Origin of the sequence: Flavobacterium sp. ZT3R18, assembly GCF_007097385.1 — a bacterium.
Taxonomy (GTDB): Bacteria; Bacteroidota; Bacteroidia; order Flavobacteriales; family Flavobacteriaceae; genus Flavobacterium.
Map to the genome: position 1 here is coordinate 1 of NZ_VJZS01000033.1, position 17,670 is coordinate 17,670.

A 17,670-nucleotide genomic window follows, 5' to 3' on the forward strand; every position below is an offset into this window, starting at 1 on the left:
AATAGCCAACAATACCGATAATCATAAACACCAGATACGCTATATCTGTACTGCTAAAGAAAGTACCCCCATAATGATGAGCCTGAGCTATGTCAATTTTCAGCATGTTCTCCTGAATCTTTCCAATGATGCTGCCAAATATATTGGCGACAGGAAGCCATAAGTAGATATTAATGTAGCGTGCCAGCCAGACGGTAAGCGTATGTTGGAAACCATCAAAAACGGCAATACCAAAAACCAATGGTCCTAAAACCGAAAGTACCACAAGCTGAAAAGTCCGGAGTGTATCGATACAAAGTGAAGCGGCTTCAAAAAGTACCCGCAATACTTCACTCATCCATTCCTTAACTGAATTCCGAAAATTATAAGATGCCTTGGACATCGCAAATTTGATGTCATTTCCAATCCCTTCAAATGCTCCTTCAGCACTGGGGTCTGCATTATCATGCGTGTATTTGTACCATTTATCACGGTCACCACTTCCGTCTGTGCCAACATACATTTTCCAGGGATCTGTTTTCTTGAGGGCATCTTCTTTTTCTTTAAGCAGTACTTTAATTGCTTTGTTCGATCCTTCAACCATCGAGGCAGTTGCAGTAACGGTAGGTTTCATAATCCCATTAATCATATTCAAAACCGAAGGAAAAATCATTATACAAAACCCAATCACAAACGGGCGGAAAAGTGGGTAAAAGTCTATGGGTTCCGCACTGGCAATATGTCTCCAAACTCTGGAAGCAATATACCAGATGGTCGCAAAACCAGCGATTCCCTGACCAACTCCCAACAGATTGCTACATAAAGGCATCATCTCGTCATACAATTGTTCTAATACACTATGCAGACTGTTCATATCATTTGCCATACCTTGTGCCCTGATCGTGAAGGGCAATACCATTCCTACAGCGGCAAATAATGCCCCCTTATTTAACTTTGCCATCTTAGTGAGTATTTAGTTATTTATCTTGTAAATGCTACGCATGGCATTCACATCATTACGCTCTTTTGCACGCTGTATCGCCAGTATTGAAGTGTTGTTGTTGAAGTTTCTCAAAAACAAAAGCTTATCCTGCATATCAGCATAGATTTTATCAATGGATGTGAGTCGTTCATCATCGGACATCCTAAGTTTATTGGCGGTAATAACAGTGGTTAACTCATCAAGATTTCTAAGGCTCTGTTGAAACAAATTATCGTACACCCTTTCTATATAGGCTATTTCATCGGGATTGAAATCCCTACTGTTTCGAAAACGGATAAAAGCAGCCTTATATTCCTTCACCAAAAGCACTTGATAGTTGACAATATCCCCAACACGCCTGTACTTTCGGACTGTTGGACTTACCTGCATCATCGCATCGAGAAATGTTTTATGAAGGTCGAAATTCCCTTTCGATAGCTTTTTCACCGTATTATAGCCGCCATTAAGAATCTCATAGCCTTTCTTCATATCCTTCAGGATTTGTCTGAACTGGGCAAGTTTTTCTATGTTCAAAATCAATTGTTGCATTTCCTGTGCTTGGGCTGTTATCTTCGACGGTAACAATAAACCCACGAGCACAATTCCAATAACTACTATTTTTTTCATGGCAAATCGTTATTAAAACCGTGCAAGACACGGCTGGTTTTCACATCGTTTCTATCTTTCGCTCTTGACAAAGACAGCAATCGGGTTTGGTTCGAGAAGCTTTCGCAAAAAGTGTGATTATCCATCATATTTTTATACAACACATTTATCCGACTCATTCGCTCATCATCTTTCATTTCAAGCTGTCCGTCCGTTACAATTGTAATGAGTTCCTCTAAATTGTCATTGCAATTTTCAATTAGGCGATCGAATACCCTTTTGATATACTCCACTTCATTCCCGTGGAATAAATCATCCTGTTGGACTTGCCGGTAAAAACTACCGTAACTTTTCATGATCTTTACCTGAAGGGATACAATTTCAGCAACCTTTACATACTTTTTTATTTTCGGGTTAACCGTCTTGAGCGAATTGAAATAATCAGTGTGAAGATTCAATTCTCCTCTCTTAAAATCACTGACGGTATTGAGTCCTTTCTTGGCGATAGAATATCCCTTTTGGGCATATCCAATATACATTTGAAGAGCTGCAATTTGTTTCAGCAATACTTGCGCTTGTTTTGCCTGTGCGTAAATGTTTGCGTTTAAGAATCCTGCAAGGAGCAGGAATAAAACTGTTTTTTTCATCACTTTAGGGTTTTAATAATGGAATCCCATAAAATTTCTTAACAGCATTTACATCATGCTGTGTTTTGGCTCTTTGCAAGCTCAGTATAATGTTCTGTTTGTTGAATTGCAGGAGGTCATCATAATTGGTATCGATCTGATCCGCCGCCGCATTGATGATTTCAAGTCTTTTGGCATCGCTTATCTGTGTGCTAAAGGAGTCCAGAATTAAAAAAATCTGATCGATATTTTTCATGCTTTCATTCAATATGCCGGAGTATACTTTTTGGATATAAACCAATTCGTCAGCGTTAAAATGGTCGTCTTTCTGGAACAGACTCCAAGCCCTTTCGTACTCATCCACAAGCCGTACTTGCTTCTGTGTAATGTCCTTGATACGCTGGTAATACGTAATGATAGATTTGACTTTCATCAGTTCATCATAGTAATCCTTATACAGGTCTTTTTGCTTCTGTGTCCAGTCAGAAATCTCCTTAAGTTTCAGTTTCGACAAGGTGTTTTCTAATTTCTTCTGCGCATTTTGTAGCCAGATTGTTTTGTTCTGCAGTTTTTGTATTCTAAGATCAATCGCTTTAATCACTTTCTTGATTGCCTCCTTAATCAATACGATTGGAATAACAACAACGGTTTCTGCGGGTCTTGCCGGAGTGTTCACTAGCAACAGACACAACAGGCAAATCATAATTTTCTTCTTTACTTTCATAATGTTATAATTTAGTTTCCATTTCTCATATATTCGGGAGCATCTATTTAATTTTTGTCCTCATGCTTGCTCCGCAAGTCTATTGCCAGTGCGGCAATGCCCTTTCTAATATCTCCATCGAATTTTTTAGCGTAGGCTTGTACTTTAACCTTTTCCGTTTCTTCGGTAGTGTAAGCGAGGTATTCTTCAAGGGATACTTCGGTGCGGTATACTTTGGAGAGAATTCCTCCCAAGGAGATAAATACTTCCTTGTATTTTTTATCAGGGTCGTTCGATTTGTTAACTGACAGTACTAATGCTTTTTCTTTTTCAGTAAGTCCCAGCAGTTCTTGTATTTGTTCGAATTTATTTTGGTACTTACTTTGGTCCAATAATATTTTGCAATCACTGTTATTGATGATGGCTTGTTTTACTACTGGCGATGAAATAATATCTTCCACTTCTTGTGTAACTACTATGGCTTCGCCAAAGAACTTTCTCACAGTCTTAAATAAATACTTTATATACTCAGCCATACCCTCCTTAGCAATAGCTTTCCAAGCTTCTTCAATCAAAATCATTTTTCGGACGCCTTTTAGTTTTCGCATCTTACTAATGAACACTTCCATGATAATAATGGTCACGACGGGAAAGAGGATTGGATGATCCTTGATATTATCCAACTCAAAAACAATAAAGCGTTCTTTTAATAGTTCTAGATTTTCGGTAGCATTGAGTAGGTAATCAAATTCGCCTCCCTGATAGTAAGGGCGCAATACATAAAGAAAATTGTTCACGTCAAAATCCTTTTCCTTTACCTTATCTCCTTCCAGTATTTTTACAAAATCGCCTTTCAGGAAATCATAAAAAGTATTGAAACAGGGAAACAAATCGGGATTGGCATCGAGTTTTTCATAGTAGAGTTGTAGCGCATTGGATAGTGCCACATATTCACTTCTGTTGAATGTTTCATTGTCCTTTTTCCATAAAGCCAACAACAATGTTTTGATACTTTCTTTTTTCTCTGTATCCAAATTATCCCCTTCGCTGATGTAGAACGGGTTGAATCGTATGGGGTTCTTTTCATCATAGGTAAAATAATAGCCACCCACCATATCGCACAGTCCTTTGTAGCTGTGTCCCACATCTACCAAAACAATGTGAGTTCCCTGCTCGTAGTAGCTTCTGACCATATGATTGGTAAAAAAGGATTTTCCGCTACCCGAAGGACCCAGTATAAATTTGTTTCGATTGGTGCAGATACCCATATTAATAGGCTCATCACTGATATCCACATGAACTGGTTTACCTGTCAAACGGTCTCCCAATCTAATGCCAATTGGACTAATTGAAGAGCGATAGCCTGTTTCTAAATTCAGAAAACAAGTAGCTTGTTCTGCGAACGTGTCAAAGGTGTCGTTCATAGGAAAGTCTGCCGAGTTTCCGGGAATACCCGCCCAGAAAATCTGTGCAGCTCCAATAGTTTCCTGCTTGGCTGCCGCATCCATCTGCGCCAGTGCGGAAGATACTTTGTTCTTCAGGTCTTTCAGTTCCTCTTTATCGTCAGTCCATACCAATACATTAAAATGTGCTTTGACCGGCAATCGTTGTTGGCTGATAGCCTCATTGAGAAAATCATTCGTGGCATCACGCGCAATTAGGTTTTCTCTGCTGTAAGCCGATAAGGACTGTAATCGCAATCTTTTACTTTCCAATTTCTGCAACGTTTTCTGGGAATCCTCTATAAAAATGTACTGGTTATAAATATGATTGCAGGAAAGTAATTGACCCAGCGTTGATGCAAATCCGATGCTGAACTTGGTCTTATCGGTGGAATATCGGTCATAATTAATTCTAGACCCACATAATGCAGGCAAGTCCGCTGCATCACCCAATGTATAAATTTGACAATGCTTGTCGCCAACCTGCAAGCCATCGTTAAAAGCGATGTCTTTAAAAACAAACGAATTTTCTTTTTCAGACAAAAAGCAGTACCGTTCTATAATCCCAATCTTTCTGCTGTGGCTTCTGAGCTCGTCATTTCCAAGGCGTGTCAATTTTACAAAACCACTGTCTTCCAATATTCGTGCAAATTGTCCAGTGCTGTCAATAAATTCCTGACGGAGCTGTGCTTTTAATGTTTCTTCCGGAACTATTGAAGTTCGCAGTAAATTAGAAAATAAGGAACTGGATGTTTTTCTGCCTTGCGGTTTCTTGGTCAAGAAAATGTAGCATGAATGATCCAAAAAAGGACGCTCGTTAAAAAAACGCTCACTGCTACGGGTAAGAAAACTAGTATCTTCACTTATAAAATCCGCTTGAAAGGTACTATCGATAAACCAATCCTGTTTATGAAACACACTGAATTTTGGGAGTAACTTTATAGCTTTAAGCCACGCCTGATGGAATCCTTCGTATTCCTGATCCGACAAGGTAAATATCTCAGGCAGTTCTGCCTTGAATACAACTGTCACATCTCCTTGTTTGGAAAGGATGCAATCATGCTCCACATCCATAATCGGTAAAATATCATCTATCATCTTTTCCATCTTCATCTTTATTTACCTGTTACTAATTTTAACCAAATGCTATTTTTGCATTTTAAAAATTTTCCTGCTTTGAACTCTGATTGCTTTTGGAACCTGTCTTTTAGCCAAAGCTTTCATCATACCATGTTCTCCGTATTTATGACTCATTCGGTATATATACAAAACCAATAGCGTTCCTGCGATCCCAATAATTCCTACGCAAACAAATGACGGCAAGCCTACTATATACATGGCGGCAAACAGAATCATAAGAACTACAACACCGCCTCCCAAATACCATATATACTGTGCTTTTAACCCCTTGAATTCTATACTTTGGTTGATTCCTTTGTTGATTTGATATACACTATTTACCATGTTGTTATTTTAAAATTTCATTCTGCTATTTTTTCTCATCCCTGCATAGGAGCGTTGTTGCCATTTGTCACTATTACTTTTGGAGGTTGAAAAACTGTTTGATTTTTCCATATGCTCATTGCTGTTCTTTACTGGCAATTGAATTACCAGCGCCTCATTAGATTCTATTGTTTCTCCATTGATACTGGCATCTTGTGGATTATCTTGCTTTAATTGATTCTCCTGAATTTTTAGTGCTATTTCCCTTTCGAGGCTAGAGAGTTCACTTTTCATCTGTTGCAATTCATGCTCCTTGCTAAAGGTTTTTGCTGTTAACTGCTGTAATTCTGGCAACTGCACTTCTATATCATTCAAGGACTTTTGGTACTTTTCCCTGAGATGCTCTACTCTGTCAATGGCACTCAAGAAATGACGAGCCGCAAATTTTGGATTATCTACATTAGGCGTTCCTCCATTGAGAGTATATTTAATGCCTTCATCCGATCGCTGTGCATAAAAGCTATTAGAGTAACGGTATTGGTACATGCCATCATTCTGGTAGGCTTCGCGTTCCCTTTTTATATACAGTCCAAAATCATACAGTTTACCAATTTGTTTCGCTTCGCTTTCTCCATCTGGAGGTTTCCAATTTTTATAGAGATCAATAATCTGCTTACCGGTACTTTCGGAATCTTGCGCTTTAAAATCATACAATTGTATTGGATTTGCCTTTGTCCCGTCACTTTCATATTTCAAACTCTTTTTGTAAAAACCTTCATCCACAGTGAGCTTATCCAAAGTTTTGGTAGTGACCGTTTTTTCTTCCAATAGATATTCAACCTGATGCTTCGTTCTTGAAATCTCCTTGTAATGTGCTTTTTTGAGACTTTCCATCACGGCTACTTTCTTTTCCAATTTTGATTTTTCCAGTAAGGAAGTATCACCCGATAATACTGCGATATATTCCGAAAAGTTCATTCCACTTTTCTCGTCCATAGAACCTTCATCAATTGACCTGACATTCAGTTCACAGTTTTTCATCTGGCTGATGAAGGTCTGCTTGTTTTTCAATAGATTGAATTTGTAATTATCTAATGACTGTTCTGTGGCATAGATAAAATTCTTCACTTTGTTATCGTAATGCTGTTTGGCAACCTCATTGCCTTGTCTGCCGCCTCGTCCATTACGCTGCCCTAAATCCGATGGCCTCCACGGAATATCCAAATGATGCATGGCCACAACACGTTTTTGTACATTTAGTCCTGTACCCGCTTTTTCTGTACTCCCCAAAAGGATGCGTATTTCACCTGTATTCATTTTGGAAAACAGTTGGGCTTTCTTTTTATCAGTCCAATCATGGATATAGGTAATCTCATGGGCAGGGATATTAAAGTCCGTCACCAGTTTTTCTTTAAGTGCATCGTACATATTGAATGCGTCTGGCTTGGGTGTTCCAATATCCGAAAAGACAATCTGTGTCCCTCTATGCTCCGTTGAAGCATTATAAATTTCAGCCACATTTCGAGCACAGGTGTTAACTTTATTGTCGGGATGATCGCCATATCCTTCGTCTATCAGGCGCATATCGGCTGCCATCTTTTTAGCATAATTGGTGGCGATTAGCATCCTTCCTCTATCTTCCTCTCTAGTAAGGGGTGCTCTTCCAATAAGTGTCGCGTCGCCCGTTTTTGCAAACTGCATCAGCTGTGTAATGAACTCACTTTGTTCTGGTGTTGGACTGATATTGACAAGCTGTTCATCTATTTCTGGTTTGTCCAAATCAATATGTCGGGCCGTTTTATAGTCCGTAATCTCATTATAGAATAGTGCTAATTCTGGAACTTTAATAAAATGACGGAAACGCTCTTTGGCAATAATTTCGTTGGTTACAGAAAACTCAAAATCTGTCGTTTTCCTGGCAAAAACAGCTGCCCATCCGTCAAAGTTTTCAATATGCTGCCGTTCCATTTCTTTTGGACGCAGGTATTTAAAAAGCAAATACATCTCCGTTAAGCTGTTTGAAATGGGTGTTCCAGATAGAAAGGTCACACACAAATCCGAATCAAATTTTTCCTGAAGCGAACGAACAGCAAACAGCATATTAAGCGCCTTTTGGCTTCCTTGCATATTTCCAATCCCTGCAACACGGTCATGACGGGTCGTGAAAGTCAGGTTCTTGAATTTGTGTGATTCATCCACGAACAAATGGTCAATTCCCATTTCCTTAAAGTTGATTCCGCTGTCTTTCTTTTCCTCAATATCCTTTAATAAGCCTTTAAGTTTTCCATCAAGATTGTTTTTACGTATCTGAAGTCCTTTGAGTATTTTTTTTGATATGTCCCCACCTAAATCTTTTACCGTTTCAAGATCTCTTTCTACATTATCGAGTTCATTTTGCAATATCTCTTTTTGGATTTCGGGCGATTGTGGAATTTTTCCAAACTGATCGTGCGTCAGAATGATGCAATCCCAATTGTTATTTTTTATTTCATGGAACAGCCTTACTCTTTTGGCTGGCGTAAAATCATTTTCTGCAGGAGCCAAAATCCGGGCGTTGGGATACGCCTTGCGATAGGTCGATGCAATTTGATCTACGTTGGCATGAAGCGCCAGTATTGCTGGTTTGTGTATGATTCCCAAACGCTTCATTTCATTGGCTGCCACAATCATGGTGAGTGTTTTGCCCAATCCTACTTCATGGTCAATTAATGCACCTCGGTTCTGAATGATACGCCACGCGGCGTTCTTCTGCGAACTGTACAAATCCTCAATTTCAAGTGCTTTTTTATCCAAACCGGGAAAACTCAGATGACTTCCGTCATACTCACGCAATACATAACAATTGAACGTTTCGTTATACAGGTTTTCCAGTTCTTTTTTTTCGCTTTCTGGCAATTCCTGTAGCCATTCTATAAAACCAGTACGGATGTTCTCAATTTTTTGATGTGCCAATTGTATGGCTTCATTATCTGGTAATCGTATTGGTTTGTCTCCAGGACCATTAACCTCATAAGTGAAAAATGGAGTCGTATTCTCCAAAGCATGTTCCAATATGGTATAACCGTAGGTTGTTCTTCCACTTTTGGTCGTTACTGCAAATTCCCTGTCAATTTTGGTGTTATGTCCTGTACTTACCTTAAAGGTATCCAGTGATGGGAAATAATTAATTTCAGTTGCCTGTTCAAATAATTGCTTGGCAAAATCTGCATAATAATTCATTGGAATCCATCTCTCTCCAAGATTAAAATCCAAAAGCTCAAAGGGTATCCGCTCTGGCCGTACCTTTTCCAGTGCCATCATTCCTTTATAATATTGCGTATTTTCAGGATATTGCTGTACCGCTTGTTTAGCCTGTTGCAACTTTTCCACAACATTACCACTTAGATACAGGTCTGAAGTTTCCCAATCCTGACGCATAGGGTTTAGATAAATATGATGGTTCAGACTTTCTATCGCTTCATATTCTTCAAGTCCCGTGGCAGCGGTTATAAATCCTAAATCTACATTTCCTTTTTCGTTCAAGCTTCGGGCAAGTGCTTCGATTGGATCATCCGTAAAGTAGCGTTCCTGTTGCTTTACTATAGATTGGCTCAGAATATCCGACTTCACATACCGTTCGCCCTCTTTGCGCTCCAATGAAGAAAGTACCGTGAACCCGAAAGCCGAATCCTGCATAATTAACCTGCGATTCTCAGCACTGTTAAGAATGCCATACTGAGAAACAAACTTTGTGTACTGTAAATCCAAATTTTTTCGCACTTGGTTACTATCAGTTTCATCTGATTGTTCCTTTTCAAACAGTTCCAAGTAATTATCCCTGATAACAATGTAGGAATCGTAAAATTTCAGATTCCCCTGTAATGGCAATGGCTGAAAAAATGCCTGTTTGTGTTCATTATTGATATCAATTATAGTTCCAATTGATTCTCCAAGACGAACCAGTGTTCCATCTTTATAGAAGGATTTGAATGCGGTGACTTCTTCATAAAGCTGTCTTTCAAGATTAAAAGCTGATTCAAGGGTTGTATCTCCTTCATAAATATATCCATGATCATATTGCTGAAGCGTATTGGATAAAGCCAATAGTTCATGGGGTAATAATCCACCATTCATCCAGTTGGATGAAAAACCATCTATCTCTTTTACATTGGAATATAATTTGTACAGGTACCGATTAGTCTTGATTTGCTTGGCGGTAATAAGCATCACATTTTCATGTGAGGGATTATCTGTTGTGCGTATTGTACTTAGTATTCGTGCTGTTTTTTTGTCAACTACCGTTTCATCGAGTGGATTGATATAATCCATCGCACGATTGATATTCTCAGCTGGTACTGTATCAAATAATCCCAGCTGGACAGCCATACCGCTTGCTTTGCTTTCTGGCATGGGCAAGTAAGTAAATTTTTGTCCCATTACTTCGGGCTGTTGAACAATACCAACTTGTTGTGCTTGTTCAAAACGTTCCTTACTGAAATTTTCGCGTAATCCATCAGTAATTGTTTGTGCCAAACGGTTTTCAATTGAATTAATATCACCACTTTGCCATACTCTTTGATGTGCTTGTCCGTATTGATTTTTACCTGCTTGTACTTCATTACCTATTATTAGCTCTGGTCTGTCGTGCAAATATTTATTAATGCTGTATTTTCCAAACTCGTTTTCCATTCCAACAATTTGCAACAGCTTATTTTCATCATCTGAAAACACCTTTTTATCTGTGTTTTTTTGGACAATGAGTAAATGGTTTGGAGCTTCCGTATTTCCTGTTTCCTTCATCAGGTTATCTGGCATAACTGCCAGGCTTACAAAATCTGCGTTTTGAAAAAGATATTCGCGAGCACTCTCATTTGAAGGACTATTCAAAAAACCATCTGTAGTGATATATGCCACGAGTCCACCATCAGCCAGTTTGTCCAATCCTTTTGCAAAGAAATAATTATGAATTTTTCCTGAGATCGCTTTATCAGGATAGGCTTCATCATAAACTGAAAAATTACCAAAAGGGATATTGCTGACCACAAGATCATAACTGTTGTTGTCATTTGTTGGAGTTTCCTCCAATCCTGCAATATGTGTGGTAGTGTTTGCTGTTAGTGTACTGTTCAATACCGAAAGAACGAGTCCACTCAATCTGTCTTTTTCGACAGCAGTAATCTGCTCCAGATTCGTTAATACTTTTTCGGCTTCCATGATGAAAATTCCTGAACCTGCCGATGGTTCATATAATCTTTTAGGGGCAATACCTTGTTCTTTTAAAGTATTGTATAATGTTCTGGGAACAATTTCAGGTGTGTAAAAAGCAGTCAATACACTATTGCGAAGAGATGAAACAACTGCACTGTACTGCTTTCCAGAATAATGTTCCTGCAACAATTCATGCAGGCGAGTCATCTCTGGATGCAGTTTCAAGTCTTCTTTTGTAGCTCCAGATTTCATCCAGTCTTCGGTACTTCCATAAGGATATAAAACAGCCTTGATACCGCCAAAACCAGCGTATGCCTTTAGAGACGCTATAGCTTCTTCAGCAAGAACGTCACCCTGCTGCCATGTAATAGCAGTTGCGATTGCCTTGATATTGGCACTTAGTTTTTGGGATAGATTGTAAGCCATAATTACTCCTTTTCATACTGCACACTTCCATAAATAGCTCAACTCAGATAGTCAGCAATCTGACCAATAACTGCATTCCTCAAAGTAGGATCTTCTTCATTTTCTTTTGTAAAACCAATAGTTTCAAAAATTTCCTTGCAACTTTCCATCAGGTTGATAACCTCATATCTGAGAATGCCTGATTTACTAAAAGTGGCATAGGTATCCTCAAACTCCTCTTCCAATAGACTACAGATATATAGAAATCGGGAAGGCTTCAAATCTTCGGTAAGTACATTGAGACAAATTTCCTCTATGATATATTGGGGCGTACCCTCTGATAGCATATCCTCCATAATGGATTTTACTCCGTTTACTTTTTCATTGAGATAATCCGTTACGGTGTACTCTTCCTGTAAAGTATACATCAGGTCGGGGTTGTTATGGATGATATAAAACCATAGCTTTTCTTTCAGGATATTTTCCATAACGTTGGGTTTTAAATTCCAAAAAAGGATTTGATTACAGTTGCCACTACAACTAGAAAAACACAACTACCAAACCAAGCGGCAGCCACTTTTCCAGTATCGGGATCTCCCGCATTCCACTTTTGATATACCTTGACGGCACCTATTAAACCTAAGAGCGCACCGATGGCATACATCAATTGGGTACCCGCATCAAAATAACTTCTTACCTTTTGATTGGCTTCATTGATTCCTGCAAGACCGTCTTGGGCATAGGATTGGTAATTTATTGCCAGTAGTACCAGAAGCATACTGGCAGCAACAATTCTTTGTTTGGTAAATATTTTAAAATTCCAACTGCACTTTTTCATAACACATTATTTTAAAGTTTAAATAATTCGATAAAAAGCGAAGGGGTTGCCGCTGTCGCAATTCCACTTTCCTGTTACATATGCCATACCGCGCTGGGATGGACAGGGGCATTTCCTCCGCAATATTGTTTTAGTGTTTTCAATTCCATAATTCTTCCGCTTCCACTTGAGTTAAGGTGACAGATTCGAGTTTGTCACATTCTGAGACAATCAGTTCACTCACTGAACTACTAAATGGAGAATTTTTAACATTGGGATATTCGGTAAGAACCAATCGGAGATAGTCGATAAATTCTTGTTTGACAAGTTTTCTTTTGGTGGCGTCTGTGACAACATTTTTTAATCGCTCCACCAAATTTTCAACTTCCTCAAACGTATCGTCCGATATTGCAAATTCGGATTGAAAGGATGGTATTTCAGGTGGGGCAATACTACTTGACTCAAATGAAGTGTTTTGGAGTCTCGTCTTCTCTAAACTACGAAATGGAAATTTTCGCTTACCCGTTACAATGTCTTTGATTTCTTCAAAGTAAAATCGAAAGGCAATAAACAAATACCAGCTTGCTAATAGTAGGGTAACTACAACTATGTAATTTACCCAAGAAATGGTTGTAAACATACGTTCTTCATTTTATCGTTCAACATTAGTTTCTCATAATCCGGTAGATGGACAATTCCAATTCCGGATCTTCATCATTACAGGGCAAAGAAACGATAGACAACAAACTGCTACAAGTACAACTTTTTGTTGTACCCCAGTTGTACCCCGTTGTACCCTCAGTAAAATCAAGGAAAAAAAAAGAAAAAATAATGCAGAAAAAATAGAAGAGCCTCCAATAGAGGAGGCAGGTAATTAAAATTATAGTATATGAGTAGAATATTAAAGTTTTAAAAACCTGATTCCTCTACATTTCTATACCAATGCGCCTGCTTGGTCATGGCAATGAGATGGAGTAAAACTATCTTGATTTAAGAAAACATTTTATTTAAAAACCATAAGTTAAATATAATTCTTACATTTGCCGATTCAAAATTTAAACTATGGAGAATTTTTTCCTTTTTGCATTCCTTGTATGTATTGTTATCTTATTTAATAAATCTTCGAAATTAAAAGAGGAAAACGAATTCTTAGATTCTCTTTGTAGAAAAAACGAGGAGGATTACAACTCTTTGAAAAAAGAAATTGATGAAATCAAAAAACAAATCACACAACCTGATTTTGTCGCTGAAAATTTAGTTTCTGAAATTGCTGAAATTGAAATAATTTCCGAGCAAACACAAGAAGTTTCTCCTCTAATCATTCCTCCAACCTTCGATATCATTGATGATTCTCCTCAAGAAGAAGAGAATATCATTATCGAAGAATCTATCGAAAAACCTGCTTTTAGCTTCGAATCTCGAACGATACATATACTTGGCAATAAAGAAATCATTTATGAAAAAGAAACTCCAGAACTAGTTGAAAACCTCGACACACAACCAATTTATGAATTCGAAGAACAACCTGAGCCTCAAGTTCACGAAGAAGAAATTTATGTAGAAAGTGCTTTTTCTATTTTGATAAAGAAACTAGAACATCAATTTGCTGAAAATTGGACTGGAATTTTAGGAACTGCCATAATGGTTTTAGGAATTGGTTATTTAAGCATTTATACCGCTTTGATAGTTTCGCCAATGTTCCGAATTTTAATTCTTTGGCTCTATGCCGGAATTTTAGTTGGTTCCTATTTTTTCTTGAAGAAAAAAGAAAAATGGCTTAAAACAGGACTTTGGCTTCGAAGTGCTGGAGCGAGTTTATTTTTGTTTGGCTGTTTTGGTGCTTCGCAAATTCCGGCGCTCACTTTTACACATAATATACCGCTCGCTTATTCGCTCATCGGAATTGGAATTGCAATCAATTTATATGTTGGTTACATCATAAAACAGCAAACTTTTTTATCGCTTCACGTGATTTTGAGTATCTTGATTTTATGTGTAATTCCCGAAAAACTCTTACTTACATTTTTGTTGGCGGCGATAACGGCAACAGCAGGAATTATTTTATCATATAAAGAAAAATGGGAATATCATTTGTTGATTGTTATTTCGGGCTTTATCATATTTGACATTTGGTTTACACAAGGAACAAACCTCTTAAGTCCGACTCAAAATATTTTTGCTATACTTGGTATTATTTTGGTTTCAGTAAGTTGTATGTATATGCAATATCGAAGTATTTATACCAACACTCGTTTTGACCGAATTGCTTTTGTAACGCATCTGACCAACTGGATTTTATTTGCTTTAGGCTTAAATTCACATTCAACAGGAAGCAAAATCAAAATTTTCGTTTTACTTACAGCAGGAATCCTTTGTCTTTTTGCGGCTCTTTTTGCCAGAAAGAAAAAGATTTTTTGGCTGTATCATTTAGACGGAATGGTTTCGTTTATACTCTTCGCTTTAAGTATCATCATGCTCAATGATTGGAAAGTGGGCTTTGATATTATCGCTTGCGGATTGTACTTTTTAGTTATTGCTTGTTTGTTTATCGTTTATAAAAGTAAGGAAATTTTGCTACATAAAATATTTTTAGCTCTCAATCATATTTTCTGTTTGCTTGTCTTCGTCTTTTTTATGATTTGCATTAATCCGTCATCTGATCAAACCAATATTACAAACTCTTTTGCGACGTTGATTGTTATGATATTCATAACGTTATTAGTTCCTGTTTTTTGCTCTATAAAAAAAGAGTTCTTAGAAATTGATTCTTTTATCGTCAAAAAAGATTTGAGCTTAAACGGAATTTTCTCTGTTCTTTTTTCAATAGTGTTTTTTATAAGTTGGTACCATACTATCGAAATTTCGTTTTATTTCCCTCTTTTATCTATCGCTTTATTGTGGTGTTCTTTACGATTCAAATTCAAAACAAATACTTTTGATTTTGGAAGGTTCACTTTTTTAATCATAACCATTGCCACGGGATTAACATTAATTCTCACAGAGCCAAAATCTAATTTAGATGTTGTTTTCGCTTTAGGAATTATTTCTGTAATAACATTTAACTGGTTTGTGAAATTATTCTACACAGATGATTCTACTGTCAAAACCATCGGAATCATTGGTGTAAATGTTTTGTTAGCTTCGCTTTTGTATAAATATTTAGCTCCTTATCATATTACCCAAATTTTTGGACTGTTTGTTATTGCTTTACTAAATCATGAATTTTTATGGATTCAATTTAAACGAAAAACACTTTCTATCGACAACCAAATCTTTCTGTATGGTTTTTGTCTTACTTTTTCGATATTTGGAAGCTTTTTATTTTTATACAATACCCAGTTTTTGAATAATACCGAAATTGGATTAATCGCCCTTGGACTTTCTATAATTGAAATTTATATTTTATTTGCGGATAAAATCAGGAATAAATCGAATGCCATTATTTCAGATTGGGGAAATTTCAGCATTCTGAATTCTGAATTTATTCTTTTTAACGCCTTAGTTTTTGGGTTTTCTTGTATCCAAATCGACTACATCCCTGTTTATTTAGGAGGCTTAGCATTGCTTACTTTTTGGATTTTTCAAAAAATTGATAAAATTAAACGCTACAATATTTACTCTTTTATACTATTAATTGGTTCTATACTGCTAAGTCTTTATTTAGCTATTTACGAGGCAAATACAGATAACAAAACCATACTTTATGCCACACAAACGCTAAGTGTTTTATTATCGATTGTTTATAGTTACTTACAAAGTAAAAGCTTGAAAGAAGAGGGTAAAATGTTTATTGGGATTTTACCCGCTATTCAAAACTTATGGGGTGTTACTTTATTATTCATCCAGGTAGATATGGTTTATTTACCGCCGATATTTATGCTTTTGGCAATACTTAATCTAGGTTTAGTTTTATACAAAAAAATGAAGTTGGCTCCAGAATCGGTTCTAATCAAACGTTACAATATTTACTCTTTTATACTATTAATTGGTTCTATACTTCTAAGTGTTTATTGGGCTATTTACGAAGCAAACACAGATAACAAAACCATACTTTATTCTACGCAAGTGCTAAGTGTTTTATTATCGATTGTTTATAGTTACTTACAAAGTAAAAGCTCGAAAGAAGAGGGTAAAATGTTTATTACAATTTTGCCTGCTATTCAAAACTTATGGGGTGTTACTTTATTATTCATCCAGGTAGATATGGTTTATTTACCGCCGATATTTATGCTTTTGGCAATACTTAACTTAGGATTAGTTTTATACAAAAAAATGAAGTTGGCCCCAGAATCAGTACTAATCAAACGTTACAATATTTACTCTTTTATACTATTAATTGGTTCTATACTACTAAGTGTTTATTGGGCTATTTACGAAGCAAACACAGATAACAAAACCATACTTTATTCTACACAAGTGCTAAGTGTTTTATTATCGATTGTTTATAGTTACTTACAAAGTAAAAGCTCGAAAGAAGAGGGTAAAATGTTTATTACAATTTTGCCTACTATTCAAAACTTATGGGGTGTAGCTTTATTATTTATTCAGGTAGAAATAGTTTATTTATCGCCGATATTTATGCTTTTGGCAATACTTAATTTAGGTTTAGTTTTATACAAAAAAATGAAGTTGGCCCCAGAATCGGTTCTAATCATTGGGCTTTTGTCTATTTTGACCTCTGTTTTTTATAGCATCAAAGAGTTAAATCATTTTACTCCGTTAGACTGGGTTTTACAACTTTCGGGTATTGCTTTTTTGATTGTTTTAGTTCTTTTGATGAACAAAAAAGAGTTTGGTAAATCATTAAAAATAGATTATCAAGTTATCATAAATATTTGGCTTTCTATCATTATGTTCTCACAATTAGAACACAAATGGCTTCCTGTATTTTGGGCAACAACGGCTATAATAAACTTATACCTGTATTATAAAAAAATCGGGAATAAAAAAGAAATCAGTATCGTTTATTATTTATTGGCAAATTTTCATTTAGCTTTTATTAGTTTCAATTATTACGAATCTAAATTTGAATTTGTTTATCTGATCCTATTTGCCTTATTGGCGTTATACATTTTTATAATCTACAAATATATTGAAGACTTCAAATTCAGAAACAATATCATTATTTATCCTGCCACTTTTAGTATCGGATTATTTTTGTATCTCTCGTTCGACAAAGGAATCTTAACTTTCTTCTGGATTTTAGAATCTTTAGGGTTACTAATACTCGGAATTATTCTGAAAGAAAAATACTTCCGTTACGTTTCGCTTTCCTTAGTTGGTGTTTGCGTAATTCGACTTATGTTTTTCGATTTATCAAATGCGAATTTCCTCATCAGAGCCCTAGTTTTATTGGGCGTTGGAGTGGTACTTTTGGTAATGAATACTTTATTCAAAAAATACAAATATCGATTTGATTAAAAATAAAACGAATTTTATTTTATAGAAAACCGCAAATTCAAATACATGAATTTGCGGTT

Annotated in this window: 11 protein-coding genes; 1 reads left to right on the forward strand and 10 read right to left on the reverse strand. The window is 36.5% G+C overall.

Annotation, left to right across the window (positions count from 1 at the left end):
• From traJ to FNW52_RS19795, 10 genes are all read right to left on the reverse strand, one after another.
• The coding region (traJ, locus tag FNW52_RS19750; protein ID WP_143379190.1) for a conjugative transposon protein TraJ at positions 1 to 940 on the reverse strand (940 nt) is incomplete at its 3' end.
• A 12-nt stretch (positions 941 to 952) separates the two neighbouring features.
• Positions 953 to 1,588, reverse strand: a complete 636-nt coding sequence (locus FNW52_RS19755; protein ID WP_143379191.1) for a TerB family tellurite resistance protein — start codon at positions 1,586 to 1,588, stop codon at positions 953 to 955.
• Positions 1,585 to 2,214: a hypothetical protein gene (locus FNW52_RS19760; protein ID WP_143379192.1), complete on the reverse strand. Its 630-nt coding sequence runs from the start codon at positions 2,212 to 2,214 to the stop codon at positions 1,585 to 1,587. The genes FNW52_RS19755 and FNW52_RS19760 overlap by 4 nt, the downstream gene beginning before the upstream one ends.
• A gap of 4 nt (positions 2,215 to 2,218) precedes the next feature.
• Positions 2,219 to 2,917, reverse strand: coding sequence for a conjugal transfer protein TraI (locus tag FNW52_RS19765; RefSeq protein ID WP_143379193.1), 699 nt, complete (start codon positions 2,915 to 2,917; stop codon positions 2,219 to 2,221).
• Between the two features lie 47 nt (positions 2,918 to 2,964).
• Positions 2,965 to 5,445 carry a TraG family conjugative transposon ATPase gene (locus FNW52_RS19770; protein WP_143379194.1) on the reverse strand — a complete coding sequence of 827 codons (2,481 nt, stop codon included), beginning with the start codon at positions 5,443 to 5,445 and terminating at the stop codon, positions 2,965 to 2,967.
• A gap of 39 nt (positions 5,446 to 5,484) precedes the next feature.
• Positions 5,485 to 5,802: a DUF4133 domain-containing protein gene (locus tag FNW52_RS19775; protein ID WP_116760995.1), complete on the reverse strand. Its 318-nt coding sequence runs from the start codon at positions 5,800 to 5,802 to the stop codon at positions 5,485 to 5,487.
• A 9-nt stretch (positions 5,803 to 5,811) separates the two neighbouring features.
• Complete coding sequence (locus FNW52_RS19780; protein WP_143379195.1) at positions 5,812 to 11,394, reverse strand: helicase-related protein; 5,583 nt, start codon at positions 11,392 to 11,394, stop codon at positions 5,812 to 5,814.
• Between the two features lie 38 nt (positions 11,395 to 11,432).
• A complete protein-coding gene (locus tag FNW52_RS19785) occupies positions 11,433 to 11,861 on the reverse strand; it encodes a DUF1896 family protein (RefSeq protein ID WP_143379196.1) in 429 nt (142 codons plus the stop codon).
• 11 nt (positions 11,862 to 11,872) lie between these two features.
• On the reverse strand, positions 11,873 to 12,151 hold the full coding sequence (locus tag FNW52_RS19790; protein WP_370511579.1) for a DUF4134 domain-containing protein: 279 nt from the start codon (positions 12,149 to 12,151) through the stop codon (positions 11,873 to 11,875).
• 199 nt (positions 12,152 to 12,350) lie between these two features.
• Positions 12,351 to 12,830 carry a hypothetical protein gene (locus tag FNW52_RS19795; RefSeq protein WP_143379198.1) on the reverse strand — a complete coding sequence of 160 codons (480 nt, stop codon included), beginning with the start codon at positions 12,828 to 12,830 and terminating at the stop codon, positions 12,351 to 12,353.
• 422 nt (positions 12,831 to 13,252) lie between these two features.
• On the opposite strand from FNW52_RS19795, the gene FNW52_RS19800 reads away from it, so the two are divergent.
• Positions 13,253 to 17,611, forward strand: coding sequence for a DUF2339 domain-containing protein (locus FNW52_RS19800; RefSeq protein ID WP_143379199.1), 4,359 nt, complete (start codon positions 13,253 to 13,255; stop codon positions 17,609 to 17,611).
• Positions 17,612 to 17,670 lie beyond the last annotated feature (59 nt).

Coding starts and splice junctions, on each gene's coding strand:
- FNW52_RS19755 (WP_143379191.1), bottom strand. CDS start 1,588: ATGAAAAAAATAGTAGTTATTGGAATTGTGCTCGTGGGTTTATTGTTA.
- FNW52_RS19760 (WP_143379192.1), bottom strand. CDS start 2,214: ATGAAAAAAACAGTTTTATTCCTGCTCCTTGCAGGATTCTTAAACGCA.
- FNW52_RS19765 (WP_143379193.1), bottom strand. CDS start 2,917: ATGAAAGTAAAGAAGAAAATTATGATTTGCCTGTTGTGTCTGTTGCTA.
- FNW52_RS19770 (WP_143379194.1), bottom strand. CDS start 5,445: ATGGAAAAGATGATAGATGATATTTTACCGATTATGGATGTGGAGCAT.
- FNW52_RS19775 (WP_116760995.1), bottom strand. CDS start 5,802: ATGGTAAATAGTGTATATCAAATCAACAAAGGAATCAACCAAAGTATA.
- FNW52_RS19780 (WP_143379195.1), bottom strand. CDS start 11,394: ATGGCTTACAATCTATCCCAAAAACTAAGTGCCAATATCAAGGCAATC.
- FNW52_RS19785 (WP_143379196.1), bottom strand. CDS start 11,861: ATGGAAAATATCCTGAAAGAAAAGCTATGGTTTTATATCATCCATAAC.
- FNW52_RS19790 (WP_370511579.1), bottom strand. CDS start 12,151: ATGCTTCTGGTACTACTGGCAATAAATTACCAATCCTATGCCCAAGAC.
- FNW52_RS19795 (WP_143379198.1), bottom strand. CDS start 12,830: ATGTTTACAACCATTTCTTGGGTAAATTACATAGTTGTAGTTACCCTA.
- FNW52_RS19800 (WP_143379199.1), top strand. CDS start 13,253: ATGGAGAATTTTTTCCTTTTTGCATTCCTTGTATGTATTGTTATCTTA.